Here is a 14862-nt window from a genome sequence, read left to right on the forward strand (position 1 = left end):
ACTAATGATTAAACGGCAAGCACTGTTAAATATATTATAAACTATTATGGCTCAAAATGTTCTATTAACCGGAGGAAGCGGATTCATTGGAAAACATCTAACAAATGTTCTTATTCAAGCTGGATATTCTGTGTCTGTTTTGAGCCGTTCCCATAAAGAAAATACGGCTGAAATCACGTATTACAAATGGGATTTGAACAAAAATTATATTGATGAAAATGCCGTTCTAAATGCTGATTTTATAATTCATCTTGCCGGCGAAGGAATCGTTGAAAAAAGATGGACAGAAAAAAGAAAAAAAGCAATTTTGGAAAGCCGCATAAAACCAATTGATTTGATTTTTTCGGTTTTAGAAAAAAACAACAAAAAACTTGATGCTTTTATTTCGGCTTCGGGAGTTGGAATTTATGGCGCTGTTACCAGTCATAAAATTTGTACTGAAGAAACGCCTGCAGCCGATGACTTTTTAGGCACAACCTGCCAAATTTGGGAAAATGCAGCTGATAGAATCGAAGCATTAGGCATTCGAACCGTAAAAATCAGAACTGCAATTGTATTGGGAAAAGATGAAGGTTTTTTGAAAAAAGTTAATCCTAATTTTAAAGCTGGTTTTGGTGCCGTTTTAGGATCAGGAAAACAATATTTACCCTGGATTCATATCGAGGATTTATCTCAAATTTATTGCAAAGCAGTTTCTGATGACCAAATGCATGGCCCGTATAATGCGGCTGTGACAGATAACACTACAAATTCGAGGTTTTCTAAAATATTGGCTTCATTATACGGATATACAATCTGGCTGCCTAAAATCCCTCCTTTTATTCTTAAAATTGTTTTAGGAGAAATGAGCGAAGCGGTCCTAACCGGACAAAGGGTTTCATCAGAAAAAATACAAAAAACCGGATTTGAATTTCAGTTTACTGATTTAGAAAAAGCGCTTATAGTAAGTATTCATTAAAATCATTTCAAAGTTAAATACTTCATATCTTCACTTTTTACAACTCCAAGTAAATTCGTATTGGCCGTTTTTGAAATTTTGCTGGCAACGACACTCGGTATTTCTATATTAAAATCTGAAACTGAGATTGGATAATTACACGAAATCTGTATTCCGTCCGGAACTCTTTTTATCAAGGCTTTCATTTCAATGATTTTCGATTTTCCGTGCAGGTAAAGTTTTCCTTTTACGTCATATTCCTTTTCAATTTCATCAACGTTTTTCAAGTCAAATTTTTGAACTTTTCCTTTAAAAACTGATTTTGGATAACGATGGCTTTCAATATAATTTTCATTAAAATGTTCTTGCATTAAATCCATTTTAAAACGAAAATCTTTGATTACAACAGTACAGATCAAAGTACTGGTTTCTGGTTCGAGAATAATAGTTCCGAGTTTATTTACTGCTTTTACTTCTTCAAAAAAAGGAACAGAAGCTTCAAAATTTACAACTGCCGTAGTGGTTTTAAATTTGTCTTGGGCAAGTAATGAAAATGCAGTAAAAAATAAAATAAGCAATGTAGTTCTTTTCATAATCGTCATCAATTAAACAATTATGTCATTCTATTTCTAAGAAGAATTTTACAAGTTAAAAAATAGAACGGCAGTACTCCGTGAAAAAATTTGTAACATAATGTTTATACTTAAAGTTACGAAATTTCAAGATGCGGAGTTCTTGAACTAGTGCTAAATATTTGTGAATATTTTGGTGTACGAAATGGTGGATATAAATGCGAGGTAAAATTTGTTTGAGGTGAAATCAAATGTCCCTACGGGACAAATATTGGAGTCGGAAATTTTATTTTTTCTACCGATGAGATATCTCTACGAGATATTTTTTTGACAGCGAAATAATAAATGCCGTATAGTCCCTACAGGACAAAACGAGATCGGCAATTTATTTTTTTTCTACCGATATGTAATCTCTACGAGATATTTTTTTTGACAGCGAAATAATAAATGTCTTATAGTCCCTAAGGGACAAAACGAGATGGAAACTTTGATTTTTCTATCGATATGTAATCTCTACGAGATATTCTTTTGTGAATATTCTATTTGAACAAAATTCGTTTTTGAAAATTTTAATTTTTTCTACCGATATGTAATTCCTAACGGAATATCTCGTAGAGATTACATATCGGTAGCAAAAAAAAATAACGAATGACCCAAATGTCCCGTAGGGACTATACCGCTATTATTAATGACATTTTATCCATGCATTGGCGTGCAAATCTCCAATAAAAAACCATCTGTATCTCTAACATATGCTACAACTTGTCCCCACGGTTTTTTCTTTGGTTCTGTAACTAAAACGGCTCCAAACGAAGTTGCTTTTTGAACAAGATCGCCAACATCTTCTGTAATAAAACCTAATTCTATTGCAAAAGGTTTGTCTTCTAAACTGCTTTCTATAAAACCTTCGCTTAAATTATGCGATGCCAACTTTTTTGATGCAAACGAAATGGTGGTTTCGCCCGTATTTAATTCTCCATAATCATTATCCGGGCTTATAAATTTTCTTGCGAACCCGAATACATTTTCATAAAACTCTATTGATTTTTCTACGTCTTCAACGTATAAAATTGTATATCCAAACTTTATCATGATTTCTTTATTTAATGAATGATTAATAAAAATGAGATGTCCCTACGGGACAAAATGTGTTGGTACATGTCTTTTTCGTCTACCAACGAGATATTATATTACTAATATAATCATTGAATGAAAAAATTACAACTAAATACGAAAGAAATATCTCAGAGAGATATCTGATCGGTAGAAAAATTTAGCTGATTTCTAAGAGCACATTGTATTTATCTAGGCTTGCTAAGTCTTCGATTGAGTTAATATTGGCAACTTTTTCGTGTTCTTCTACTTCTTTTCTAACCTCGATATGTTTGATTGCTTTTCTAAAACGTCTAACTTCATCTAAATTTGACAAGATCAATCCCGGAACGGGAACACTTTTACCTTCTTTATCTTTGGCAACCATTGTAAAATAAGATGAATTACAATGTTTGATTACTCCGGTTTGGATATTTTCTGCTTCAACACGAATGCCCACAATCATCGAACTTCTTCCCACATAATTTACAGAGGCTTTCATGGTTACTAATTCTCCAACTTCTATTGGTTTAAGAAAGTTTACGGTATCAACAGAAGCCGTCACGCAATAATTACCGCTAAATTTTGAAGCCGAAGCAAATGCAATCTGATCTAAAAGCTGTAAAATATAGCCCCCGTGAATTTTACCGCTAAAATTAGTATGCGACGGAAGCATTAATTCTGAGATGCTGATTTTTGAGGAAGAAACGGGTTTAAAATCTGTAGTCATGTTTTTTGTTTTTGGAAATTTTTATAGTTATTATTTTAAACACATAAAAACATAGTTTTCAAATGGCGTTAAAGGCGTTTCACTTGCATTAACAAATCCCGTCCCGACGATTCGGGATCGGGACTATGTGTTAGAAACTAGTTTCTTTTTCATCCTTTCACACAAAAGTAAAATCTATGTTTATATGTGTTTAAATATTTTCTTGATTCAATAATTCGGTTTCATCCGTATTCAACGCTCTGTTGATGATATTTTCCGGAAGTGATTTCTTGGCTTTTGCGCCCATTTTTTTTAATCTTTCTACACTCGAAATCAAATTTCCTTTTCCGTCAACAAGTTTATTCATGGCGTTTTCGTATTCAGTTTTGGTGTCTTTAATTTTGTTTCCAATTCGAATTAAATCAGTTACAAAACCTTCAAATTTATCGTATAAAGCTCCGGCTTGTCTGGCAATTTCAAAAGCATTTTCCTGCTGTTTTTGATTTGCCCACATACTGTCTATGGTACGCAGCGTTGCTAATAATGTACTTGGCGTAACAATTACAATATTTCTGTCGAAAGCTTTATTATATAAAGTAGAATCTTCGTTGAGCGCAATCGCAAAAGCCGGTTCTATCGGGATAAAAAGCAAAACAAAATCGGGGCTTTCTATTTGATATAAATCATGATAGTTTTTATTTCCGAGTTGCTCAACGTGGCGTTTAATAGACGAAACATGTTCTCTAAGCCAATCTGCTTTTAGTAAATCAGATTCTTCGTTTACCCATTTTTCATAAGCAACAAGCGAAACTTTAGAATCGACAATCATTTTCTTTCCGTCCGGAAGATTGATTACAACATCTGGAAAAACACGGTTTCCTTCGGCATTTACAAAGCTTTGCTGTACTTCATATTCTCTTCCTTTTTCTAAACCAGATTTTTCGAGAACACGTTCTAAAACTAATTCGCCCCAGTTTCCCTGCATTTTACTGTCTCCTTTTAATGCTTTGGTTAAGTTTAGGGTTTCTTTGCTCATTTGAGCGTTCATTTCGCTTAAACCAATAATCTGCTGGCGCAATGCTGCGTGATAATCAATACTTTCCTTATGCGTTTGATCTACTTTTTGTTCAAATACATGAATTTTATCCTGAAGCGGCAGCAGGATATTTTTCATGTTTTCACTATTTTGTTCTGTAAATTTTGCCGATTTTTCTTCGAGAATTTTGTTCGCGAGGTTTTCAAATTCTTTGGTGAACTTTTCCTGAAGTTCGTTTATTTCACTTTTCTGCTCTTTATGTCGTTCCCATAAATTTTCGAAATCGACTTCTTTTTTAGAAAGCTGAATAGCCAGACTGTCTTTTTCTGTTCGGATACTTTCTTTTTCAGAATTGATTAAATGAAGTTGCTTCTGAAAATTATTTCTTTCTGTTTCAAATTGTTCTTTCTGTAATTGAAACTGATTTGCATTTGCAGTAAGTCTTTCTTCTAAACTTACTTTTTCCGCCTGAAATTTAGCAGAAAACAACATTTTCCCTAAGTATATACCCAGAAACAAAGCAATTACAAAAGCCAATAAAAGTGGAAGAAATTCTAACATATCTAAGTTTATTTTAAGTAAAAGTACGCAATAATACGTAGTTCGTGGTTTTAAAAATTAAAATATCACGAATTAGTATGGGGTCTAAATTAAACAAACAATCTAAATAAGATTTACGGAAATCCTTTAAAAAAATAATTTTTAACGCAACCATTTTAAAGCAGCTCCATCTACATTATATAACCTATTAAAAAATAATCATGAAAAAATTAATGTTGAGCTTATTTATCGCTTTTGGATTTAGCGCCTGCTCTCTTAGTAATGACGACCTGAATGTTGACTGTGGAACTAATGTAGATTTACCTTTTTCGGGCTTCCCTGTTTTATGTAATTATAGTGTAAAAACTTTACCTAATAATCCAAGTGCCCTTATTATAACTTCGCAGGAAAAAATGGACGCTTATTTTACAAAACATGCCAATACCTGTACAGTTGCAAGCGATCCAAACATTAATTTTAGTGATAACTATATGATTGCACTTTTTGCAGGTGTAAAACCTACAAATGGTTACGCTATAAAAATCACTTCTATTGTACAAAATAATTGCGAAATCATTGTTAATTTCTACGAAAAAGGACCTCAAACGGGAGAAACTTTAACGCAGACTCCAACTTATCCAACAGATTTTATTTTGATCCCAAAAACAGCAAAAGCAATTTTGTTTAACAGAACAAATGAAAGTCCTGATAATATCGTAATTGGAAGTTTTGGAACTACAAATGATTTTTTTCAGATCAATGACTACAATATTTTAAAATTCCTTGGTGTAACTACCGGAAACTACGAGTTTGAGCAATATAAATACAATGCTAAAACGGTAAGAAGTGAATATACTACATTGTCAAAAACTATCCCTACAGAAATTACAGCAATTAAAGGTCAGACAAAAACCTATGGTACACCAGGTGCTCAGGGCGGCGTTTATTTTGAGCTTCGTCAGGGAATTACAGTAACTAAAATTACTATTGACAATAATGATACTCCAGATATGAGCAGTGAAATAAAAGCTTTCAGAATGGCGCTTAAGGCAAAAATCAACAGCTTAAAATAATACTCATTGAGTAACATCTGTATCTTTTGCCATCCAACAAAAGATACAGATATACTTGATAATCAAAAACTAACACAAAATACCACTAGTTCTAACTATTTACAAAATGTAGTTTTGTAAGCTTTTAAGAACTATTTTTGCAAAACCAAATTAATCCATTTTTTGAAAGACGATTTAGAGAAATATATTAAGCTTTGCATGAAAAATGACAGAGGAGGACAACTGAAAATATATCAGTTGTTCTCTCCTGTTTTATACGGTATTTGCCTAAAATATATGAAAAACGAAGATGATGCCAAGGATGTTTTCCAGGAAGCATTTGTAATTGTTTTTCAAAAAATCAGCCAATATAAATTTGAAGGAAGTTTTGAGGGCTGGCTAAAACGGATTTTCATTAATAAGCTGATTGAAACTTTAAATAAGAAGAAAAAAGAGAGTTTCTTTCTCGATGTTTTTGATCCCGATACTGATTTTGTAGAAGAAGAGGAACTGGACATTATCCCAATAGAACAAGAAAAACTGTTAGAATATATTAGAGATTTACCGGATCAATATCGAACGGTTTTTAACCTCTACGTTTTTGAAAAGATGAAACACAAAGAGATTGCCGAATTACTAAAAATCTCTGAAGGAACATCAAAATCAAATTTAAATAGAGCTAAACATATTTTGCAAAAAAGAATACTGAGCATAAAAAAAAATTTTAAGATAGCATGAAGAAGCAAAAAATAGAAGATATTTTTTCATCAATGGAAGACTTCTCGAGTGTTCCGCCTCCTGAATTGTGGGGTCAGATTGAAGAAAAACTCGACAAACCTAAAAAGAAGAAAAGAGCAATTCTTTGGTGGTCTGCGGCTGCATGCTTATTATTAGGTTTACTGCTCCCATCTGTATTGCATTTTAGTTCTGATAATTCGGGAATTAAAACAATACAGAACAATTCTATTGAAAATAATAATGTGGTTCTGGATCAGAAAAACAAGGATACAGATAAAACCAGAAGTATTGAAAATAAAGAAAATATCCTTGAAAAAGAATCGAATAATAATCGGGTTTCGTCATCAGAAAAAACAACTAATCAATCAGACCAAAATCAATTAAATCAAAATTCAAAAACAGTTAAAGCTCAAACAGGTTCTCAAAACAAAACAAATAATAACAGCTTTGAACCAAAAGTAAATGTCGAAAGAAATAATGCCGTAGCCGAAAAATCATTTGTTCCAGCGAGAGAAAATGGGTTAAATGCAGATTCTAAAAGTCAAATTTCTACCAATAAAAAAGGAAATATAAATCGCGCTGTCGCCGAAAAAACATTTGTTTCAGCTGGAGAAAATGGATTTAATGCGGCATCTAAAAATCAACTTTCGACCACTAAAAAAGAGAATTTAAACAAGGCTGTTGCCGAAAAATCATTTGCCCCAAACAAATCGGATTCTTTTAATTACGGTTCGAAAAGTCAGTCAGACATTGAAAAAAGAAATGCTGATAAGATTTTAGCAGAGAAGAAATTTGCTCCGGCAAAAACAAATAATTTTAATGCTGTTTCAGGGAATCAATTACCGAATTCAATTTTTGAGGATCTTTCTTCTTCAAAAAATAAAAATGCACTTGCACTTAATGCTTCAAATTCTACGACAAAGAGAAATCCAAATGCTTTAAGTCCTTCGTTGAATAAAGAAAATATTCAAAAAACGACTACTGACAAAAGTATTGCAAGTGTTCAAAATGGTAATTCAAAAAACAATACTGCTTTTAGTAATTCAAATGTTTTGAGTAAAAAAGATTCTGTACAGTTAGCTGAACTTCAAAATTTAGAAAAAGGAATTGCTGCTGTTACTCCGGAAGCAGAGAAAAAGAAAAAAGAAGATAAAACATTATCTAAATCAGAAAAATGGGCTTTACAGCTTTTTGCCGGTGTTGCCAATTCTGAAAATTATAAAAACAATAAAACTTTAGGAAACGTAAACGATTCTAAACAAAGTAATTCGTACGGTGTAAAAACACAGTATAAAATCAATAAAAAATGGGCCGTTGCTTCTGGTTTTAAAATCAATGAACTAGGACAAAGTGTGGCAAATGTTTCGTATTTAAGCACAAGAAACCAAGCTCTTTTCAGCTCAAGCGATTATTTTGTAAAAAATGAAAGCGTTCCTCAAATTGCAAGCGATACACGTTATGTTTTAGTTTCAAATACTACAAAAGATGTGCTGCAAAGCGATAATATTGAAACTGGAAATCTGAGCCAAAATCTTCGTTACATCGAAATGCCTTTAGAAGTTTCGTATTCTGTTTTTAATAAAAAGAGAACAAACATAAATCTAAACACAGGCGGATTTGTTGGTAAACTGATTTCGAACAGTGTTGCCATTGATGGAAATTCTATGGGCGAAAACGTAAATGCAAACGATTATGTTTATGGTACCACTTTGAGCAGTACGGTACAATATAGGGTTTATAAAAAAACAAACGTTTTTGTTGAACCTGCTGTTAATTATTATGCAAATCCTTTAAGCAATCAATCTTTCAATCAATTTCAATGGGGATTGAATTTTGGATTGAATGTTAATTTTTAATATCTATAGTTTATTGTTTTTAATTTCAATAGATATAACAAAAAGGCGGTTCAATTGAACTGCCTTTTTTATTGAATTAATGTTTGATTTATTGTATTTTGCAGGAAAAACAAAACAATTAATGACTTTTAAAAATAACTGGAATGATCTAAAATTTGTTCCAAAGAATTTACAAATTGCAAAAGAACTGATTTATGATAGTTGCGGTTTCGAATGTTCTGAACCTCAACCCGAAAAGGAAAGTCAGGAATATGATGCTTTCGATTTTAAAATCGGCGAAAGCCAGATTAAATTTAGATCAGCTAAAATTACGCCTACCAAAACGGGTCAGTTTGTAACTTTATGGAAACGAAATAAAGCCGGAATTATCGAACCTTTTGATTATTCTGATGCAATAGATTTTGTAATTGTAGGTGTTCAAAAAGAAAATCTTTTAGGGCAGTTTATTTTTCCGAAAGAGGTTTTACTTAAAAAAGGAATTTTTACAACAACTGTAAAAGAAGGAATAAGAGCCACGAGAGTTTATCCGCCTTGGGATGAAACGACAAGCAAACAAGCACAAAAAACACAGCAATGGCAATTGGATTATTTTTTGTCCGTTTCTGATCCAATAGATATAAATCGTGCTAAGTTTTTACTTGGTAAATAAATGAAAAACAAAAAGGCAGTTCAAATTGAACTGCCTTTTTGTTTTTTATGTATGTTTTTGTTCCGTAGGAACATTTCATTGGTAGAAAATATATTATTACCATATAATTTACGTTCCGTAGGAACGTTTCATTTTGTTATCATTTTTTTCAATATCATATCAAACGTTCCTACGAAACGTAAATACTGCTTGCTATTGTTTTTTTCTACCAACGAAACATTCCGACGGAATGATAAGCCAATCTATTTCAAAATTGTAAAAGACTAATTTATTAAAAACAAAAATAATTTTAATGAATTAATCTTTAGCTTATTTTTTTAGGATTTTTTCTTTATAAATTACTTTATTGTTTTCTGATAAAGTATAAATGTAAAGTCCCGGATATAAATTACGAACTGACATTACAGTATTTGAAAGTTCCTGACTGCTTTTAATTTCAATAGGATTTCCTAATACACGACCGTTTATGTCGTAAAGTCTTAGTTTTAGATTTCTGTTCTCGCTTGTTTTTACGGCAAAATTTAAATCATCAACAGCAGGATTTGGATATGCTTTTACAAAAAATCCGTTTTTAGATCCAAAATCAGGAGTTGATAAAACATCTTCTTTTAATTCAAAACGAGCAATTACAGGTCCGTGATCTGACGTTGTTGTGGTATAACTTGCGATATCATTACGCGGGTCATAAACTGCAATGGAATTTGGAATATATTCATCACTTAATTCATTAGAAATTATAATGTGATCCAGAAATCCGCCTGAACTTAAAAAACTGTAAGCGCCAGCCTGGCTGATTCCTAAAGTAAGTGCATTGTAGTTATTCGTATCTGTAACAAAACTTTCGTAAGAAGAAGGATTTGGCGTAATAACCGATGCTTTTACATCATCATTGTAATCTCCTAAAATAATTAAATTAGAATTTGAATAATGCGCATCTAAACTGTCTTTTAAAACCTGAGCATCGTATTTACGCATGTTGTAACGTGAAATATCGCTTCCGCTGTTGGCACGTGCGTGAAGATCTACCAGATTGATTTCTTTTGTAAATCCGCCCATATTGGTTTCGATTGTTACCAAATACGGCAAACGTCCTGATGAGAAAAAACTTGAACCATTTCCGCCAGGATAATTCGGTAACGTTTTTGTTCCGGCACGAACTTCGTCATAAAACTCTTTAAACATAACACGAGTCTTTTTTACAGAAGTTGTCTGCGTGTTATAAAGTACAACAAGTTTTTGCGGCGGGAAATTAGGATCTGGTGCGTCAAAAGAATACGACCATGATGTCGAAGTTGTTTTGTCAAATGTTTTTCCGTTGATGTTTATTTTTTGGATTAAAGCATCAATCGACGGATCATCAGAAACTTCCTGAACTACATAAACGTCCGCATTTAGTTTGTTCATTACTTTGGCAACATTATCAATTTGCAAGGCATCATCTGTTGGGCCAAATTCTACTCCGTCTGTTCCTTTTACGTCTGTTCCAAAAAATTCTAAATTGTATGTTACCACATCAAATGTATCTGCTTTTGGTAAAGAAGAACCTGTCAGTAAACCAATTTGCTTGTTTAATCCAGTTCCGGTTACTGTTAATGGACCGGAAATTATTAATTGTTTTGATGAAGGTGTAAATCTTGCATAGATTGTTTTACCATTTGCAGCTTCTGTAGCTTCAACAATTACGCTTGATTGAAATGTAATATTATCTAATGACACTTGATAATCTGCCGGAGCTGTAATTGTAATGTCTCCATAACCTTCGGCTTTAAAAATAAAAGACTGACTTGCCGAAATTGTATTTTGTGCAACATCTCCAAAATTAAGAACAGGATTTGCATTTACATAACCTGTTTCATTCGTAATTGCAACATCATCTAATGACCACTCGGCTGCGAAGTTATTTCCTCCAGCTGTAGTTTCATAAACCCATGCAACATATGTGCTTCCAGTTTTAAATCCGCTTAAATCAATATATTGTGATTGTGTATACGTTCCGGTTACGGTTGGAAATTTGCCATCTATTTCTGCCCAGGTTGCCGTTTCCGGATTGCTTTTTCCATCATAATCTGTAGAAACCATTAATTTTAAACCCGGACCTGCATAAAATTTACGAGAGTAAAAAGATAATAATGCAAAATGTGTAAAGGTATCTAAATGTAATTTTGGCGAAATCAACCAGTCTTTGCTTGCTCCGGTATCTGAAAATCCGTTCATTAAAACAGCTCCAGTTCCTGAATTTACATTTCTTGCCACAGTTGTAGGCGACCATTTGTTTATGGTTCCGGCCACATTATATTGTGTCCATCCGCTGTTAGATAAAACATTAGGATCATTAAATCCTTGTATATACGGATTAATTCCTACTCCTGTCAGTGTTACAATTTTTGTTGCAGCGCCATTTGATTCATGTGTTATTTCGCCGGTAAAACTGTTGACTGCATTTGGTGTAAACTTTACATAAACTGTTGGAGTGGCATTTGAAGCAAAATCAGCAGCCGCAAAAGTTAATGTCGACGCAAAAGTGATGTTATCTTTAGAAATAGTAAAATTTGCTGTTGAAGTTAAAACAACATCATCAGTAAGGTTTAAACCTTGAAGCTGGTATGAGAAAACATCTGATTCAAAATTTGCTTCAGAAAAACCTAAATTTAAAGAAACAACTGAAGGAACTAAATTAGGAAGCGCAACGCTTGAAGTTGCGGCATCAATTCTATTTACTGTAGACTGAACATTTCCATAAGGATCTTCGGAAATTGAAAAAACAGAATATGCTGTACTTAAACTTAATCCTGTAAAACTTTTTACATATTCCTGAGATGCATTTGTAATATCTAAAAATCCAGATTGTAAAGCTGCTGTTCCTGCTGCATCCAGTCCTGCTTTTATCTGAGCAATTGTAGGTTCTGCACTTCCGCCCGGCAATAATACATAATATGTTTTTGCCGGTTCATCCAGTTTATTAATAAAATCAAAGCTTTGTGCTAAAATATTATCTGCTTTTGGATATCCTGATGCATTTACCGGAGCTGCAACATCACTTTTGATATCAATATTATCAATTGCAAATGAAGGACGCGAACCTGATCCTGAAACTTGTCTTGAAATCCATCTAATTTGAACTATTGGCTGATTATCACAATCTGCAGGTAAAGTTACTTTTATGGTTCTCGAGTTTTGAGGAGTTGTAATGGCAGTGGTCTGTTTTACATCATTATTTACATAAGCAGTTGATAATAATGAAATAAAAGGCGCACTTGTACCTACTCTATATTGCAAAACCATTTCATTTATACGAGTACTGCTTGCAGCGACATCATATGGGTTACGAATTGTCATTGCATCATATTGCACTTGTATTGCTGTTTCTCCAGTTGCATCAAAAGCAAAACCAATTGTTAAGTCTAATGAACCAGTATTTAAGAAACCAATTTTGCCATCATAATTATGAAAATTACCACTTGTAGTTGCTGCAGTACTGCTTGCAACTAAAGGTCTGTCTGCCACTAATACTGCATTTGTATTAAAAGCAGATCCTGGAACTGTACTTGCTGTCCATCCTTGAAATCCAGCAGGATATGCTGTAATACCAGGAGCAATAGAAAAATTTTGCTGATATGGCAAATCCTGAGGTGTTGGAAAGGTTTGCGCAACCAGGCTAAGTGAACAACAAAAAAAACTTAAAAAAGCCACGAGGTGGCGAATTGAGTAACTGTTTTTCATAAATTTAAAAATAGGGGTTTAGAAATCAAAGTTATATTGTTTAAAGTTAAGGGAATATTGTAAAAACTTAAATTAATTGTAAGTTTTTACATAAATATTTTATTAACAGTAAATGTAATTTGGTATTCTAAAATTTTCCTGATTTAGGCAGAATGCGTTTTCACACTATTTTTAATAATTATAAAATCCAAAAACAGTATTTTATTTTTTATAAGAAAAAACTTTATTTTAAAATTCTTTTGCAATAAAAAAGCTGTTCTAAAACAGAACAGCTTTTTTCGTAAATTATCTATGCCGAAAAATTATATGGCAGTATAACCTCCATCGGCAATAATGTAACTTCCTGTGGTGAAAGAAGATTTTTCAGAACTTAAAAAAGTTACCAGTTCGGCAATTTCTTCAGCCGTTCCTAAACGATTCATTGGCGCTTTTGCAGCAATAGCGTTCATTGCATCCTTATTCAAATTATCTTTTAGCAATGCTGTTTCAATGTAACCGGGGCCTACGGCATTACAACGAATATTTTTTTGAGCATATTCTGCCGCAATATTTTTAGTCAAACCTACAACTCCATGTTTAGATGCCGTATAAGCCGGACTTAACGGAGCAGCAACTTGTCCGTGAATAGAAGCGATATTAACAATGCTTCCGCCGCCGCCTTTTTCCATTTGCTCTAACTGATAACGACACGCATAAAAAACACCACTTAAATTAAGCGCAATTACGCGATCCCAGGCATCTGGTTCATATTCTCCGGTTGGTTTTGCCGGACCGCCCATTCCAGCATTATTGCAGGCAATATCAAGTCGGCCGTATTTTGAAACCGTAACCTCAACCATATGTTTATTATCGCTTGCACTCGACGAATCACCTTTTACAAAAAAGGCTTCTCCTCCGCTTTCTTTTATAATTTTTACGGTTTCTTCTCCGTGTTCAACATTAATATCCGAAACTACAACTTTTGCTCCTTCTCGAGCGTAGGATTCTGCAACTGCGCGTCCAATTCCTGAACCGCCTCCAGATACAAAAGCTACTTTGTTTTCTAAAAGTGCCATATTCTTTAAATTTAAATTTTGTAGCTGTAATTTACGAAGATATTGACGGCTGACCATAGCAAAAACGGAGTTTACAATAAGATTAAGACTTTATCATAATCAAATGTTATTTGGCATTAAAACCCCGTAATTCCAGAAAATTTTCCGTATTATTTATCTTCGTCTAATTTCATATTGCCGCGATCTTCATGATTATCCGGATGCGAATTTGGATAGCGGTTTGGTTCAACATCAGAATTTCTGTCTTTATTTTCGACTGTCTTTTTTGCTTCTTCATCACTAGAAACACCGCGGTTTGCATTTGGATTATTTGGATTTACATCGTCTTTAACTTTTTGAATATCTTCATTTTCATTTCTCGCCCTGTCTACAACTTCTTTGTTTCCGTCTTTATCTGCTACGACTTCTTTTTTCAGGTTAGCATCATCTGCTTTTCCGTCGTGTGAAATATTTTTCCCTTTCGTTTCATCGATATCTTTTTGTACTCCATTTATTTTTTTAGAGCCTAGATTATTAGTTTCCATATCCTTTATATTTTGATTTTCTATATTAATATTACGAATTCTAAATTTTAAAAGAAAGTTGTTTAACATAGCATTTAGTTTAAAAAGCATTTTTCATAACTTTAATCATCAACTAAAAAACAGTCTTATGAAATTTCTTAAAATCAAAACAAGCTGGTCAAATGCCGAATTTATTCTAATAAAATTGTGCATGGCTTCGATCTATATTTTTATTGGAAGTTATTTTCATGATTTCTTCAAAAACTATTATATACCGCTTTTAGTTGTATTCGGAATCACGGTAATCTGGTTTGTTTATGAATGGCTGAAAAAGATGAAAGCAAAAAACGAGTAATCGATTCTCAGTTTTACTTTAATACTTGCAGAACAAAGCTATCTTTGC

At 33.0% G+C, this 14862-nt stretch carries 13 protein-coding genes; 6 read left to right on the plus strand and 7 right to left on the minus strand.

Annotated elements, in window-relative coordinates:
* The first annotated feature begins 46 nt into the window (after window positions 1-46).
* Complete coding sequence (locus tag APR43_RS20330; RefSeq protein WP_053474299.1) at window positions 47-958, plus strand: TIGR01777 family oxidoreductase; 912 nt, start codon at window positions 47-49, stop codon at window positions 956-958.
* A 2-nt stretch (window positions 959-960) separates the two neighbouring features.
* On the opposite strand, the gene APR43_RS20335 is transcribed toward APR43_RS20330, so the two are convergent.
* The 4 genes from APR43_RS20335 to rmuC all read right to left on the minus strand — a co-directional run bounded on the left by APR43_RS20335 (window position 961) and on the right by rmuC (window position 4907).
* Window positions 961-1530, minus strand: coding sequence for a YceI family protein (locus APR43_RS20335; protein ID WP_053474300.1), 570 nt, complete (start codon window positions 1528-1530; stop codon window positions 961-963).
* 675 nt (window positions 1531-2205) lie between these two features.
* The gene (locus tag APR43_RS20340) at window positions 2206-2601 is read right to left on the minus strand and encodes a VOC family protein (protein WP_053474301.1); all 396 of its coding nucleotides are present in this window, start codon (window positions 2599-2601) and stop codon (window positions 2206-2208) included.
* 181 nt (window positions 2602-2782) lie between these two features.
* Entirely contained in the window at window positions 2783-3331 is a 549-nt protein-coding gene (locus APR43_RS20345) for an acyl-CoA thioesterase (protein ID WP_053474302.1), read from the minus strand.
* A 190-nt stretch (window positions 3332-3521) separates the two neighbouring features.
* The gene (rmuC, locus tag APR43_RS20350) at window positions 3522-4907 is read right to left on the minus strand and encodes a DNA recombination protein RmuC (RefSeq protein ID WP_053474303.1); all 1386 of its coding nucleotides are present in this window, start codon (window positions 4905-4907) and stop codon (window positions 3522-3524) included.
* Between the two features lie 200 nt (window positions 4908-5107).
* On the opposite strand from rmuC, the gene APR43_RS20355 reads away from it, so the two are divergent.
* From APR43_RS20355 to APR43_RS20370, 4 genes are all read left to right on the plus strand, one after another.
* A complete protein-coding gene (locus APR43_RS20355) occupies window positions 5108-5959 on the plus strand; it encodes a protease complex subunit PrcB family protein (protein WP_053474304.1) in 852 nt (283 codons plus the stop codon).
* Between the two features lie 162 nt (window positions 5960-6121).
* Window positions 6122-6676 carry an RNA polymerase sigma factor gene (locus APR43_RS20360; RefSeq protein WP_053474305.1) on the plus strand — a complete coding sequence of 185 codons (555 nt, stop codon included), beginning with the start codon at window positions 6122-6124 and terminating at the stop codon, window positions 6674-6676.
* Window positions 6673-8532 carry a hypothetical protein gene (locus APR43_RS20365; protein WP_053474306.1) on the plus strand — a complete coding sequence of 620 codons (1860 nt, stop codon included), beginning with the start codon at window positions 6673-6675 and terminating at the stop codon, window positions 8530-8532. The genes APR43_RS20360 and APR43_RS20365 overlap by 4 nt, the downstream gene beginning before the upstream one ends.
* 121 nt (window positions 8533-8653) lie before the next feature.
* Window positions 8654-9181, plus strand: coding sequence for a MepB family protein (locus APR43_RS20370; protein WP_053474325.1), 528 nt, complete (start codon window positions 8654-8656; stop codon window positions 9179-9181).
* 309 nt (window positions 9182-9490) lie between these two features.
* Here APR43_RS20370 and APR43_RS20375 read toward each other — a convergent pair whose 3' ends face one another.
* From APR43_RS20375 to APR43_RS20385, 3 genes are all read right to left on the minus strand, one after another.
* On the minus strand, window positions 9491-12901 hold the full coding sequence (locus tag APR43_RS20375) for a T9SS-dependent choice-of-anchor J family protein (protein ID WP_053474307.1): 3411 nt from the start codon (window positions 12899-12901) through the stop codon (window positions 9491-9493).
* A 302-nt stretch (window positions 12902-13203) separates the two neighbouring features.
* Window positions 13204-13956, minus strand: a complete 753-nt coding sequence (locus APR43_RS20380; protein ID WP_053474326.1) for an SDR family NAD(P)-dependent oxidoreductase — start codon at window positions 13954-13956, stop codon at window positions 13204-13206.
* 149 nt (window positions 13957-14105) lie between these two features.
* Window positions 14106-14480 carry a hypothetical protein gene (locus tag APR43_RS20385; protein ID WP_053474327.1) on the minus strand — a complete coding sequence of 125 codons (375 nt, stop codon included), beginning with the start codon at window positions 14478-14480 and terminating at the stop codon, window positions 14106-14108.
* A gap of 127 nt (window positions 14481-14607) precedes the next feature.
* Here APR43_RS20385 and APR43_RS20390 point away from each other — a divergent pair, with 127 nt between their 5' ends.
* Window positions 14608-14814 (plus strand): hypothetical protein, encoded by a 207-nt coding sequence (locus tag APR43_RS20390; protein ID WP_053474308.1) that lies wholly within the window; start codon window positions 14608-14610, stop codon window positions 14812-14814.
* Window positions 14815-14862 lie beyond the last annotated feature (48 nt).

The sequence above is a fragment of the Flavobacterium sp. NLM genome (genome assembly GCF_002210235.1).
Taxonomy (GTDB): domain Bacteria; phylum Bacteroidota; class Bacteroidia; order Flavobacteriales; family Flavobacteriaceae; genus Flavobacterium; species Flavobacterium panici.

Excerpts from the sequence above, each read along its gene's own strand:
- APR43_RS20340 (WP_053474301.1), bottom strand. The coding sequence starts at position 2,601 with ATGATAAAGTTTGGATATACAATTTTATACGTTGAAGACGTAGAAAAA.
- APR43_RS20385 (WP_053474327.1), bottom strand. The coding sequence starts at position 14,480 with ATGGAAACTAATAATCTAGGCTCTAAAAAAATAAATGGAGTACAAAAA.
- APR43_RS20380 (WP_053474326.1), bottom strand. The coding sequence starts at position 13,956 with ATGGCACTTTTAGAAAACAAAGTAGCTTTTGTATCTGGAGGCGGTTCA.
- APR43_RS20365 (WP_053474306.1), top strand. The coding sequence starts at position 6,673 with ATGAAGAAGCAAAAAATAGAAGATATTTTTTCATCAATGGAAGACTTC.
- APR43_RS20355 (WP_053474304.1), top strand. The coding sequence starts at position 5,108 with ATGAAAAAATTAATGTTGAGCTTATTTATCGCTTTTGGATTTAGCGCC.
- APR43_RS20345 (WP_053474302.1), bottom strand. The coding sequence starts at position 3,331 with ATGACTACAGATTTTAAACCCGTTTCTTCCTCAAAAATCAGCATCTCA.
- APR43_RS20335 (WP_053474300.1), bottom strand. The coding sequence starts at position 1,530 with ATGAAAAGAACTACATTGCTTATTTTATTTTTTACTGCATTTTCATTA.
- APR43_RS20375 (WP_053474307.1), bottom strand. The coding sequence starts at position 12,901 with ATGAAAAACAGTTACTCAATTCGCCACCTCGTGGCTTTTTTAAGTTTT.
- APR43_RS20390 (WP_053474308.1), top strand. The coding sequence starts at position 14,608 with ATGAAATTTCTTAAAATCAAAACAAGCTGGTCAAATGCCGAATTTATT.
- APR43_RS20330 (WP_053474299.1), top strand. The coding sequence starts at position 47 with ATGGCTCAAAATGTTCTATTAACCGGAGGAAGCGGATTCATTGGAAAA.
- APR43_RS20370 (WP_053474325.1), top strand. The coding sequence starts at position 8,654 with ATGACTTTTAAAAATAACTGGAATGATCTAAAATTTGTTCCAAAGAAT.
- rmuC (WP_053474303.1), bottom strand. The coding sequence starts at position 4,907 with ATGTTAGAATTTCTTCCACTTTTATTGGCTTTTGTAATTGCTTTGTTT.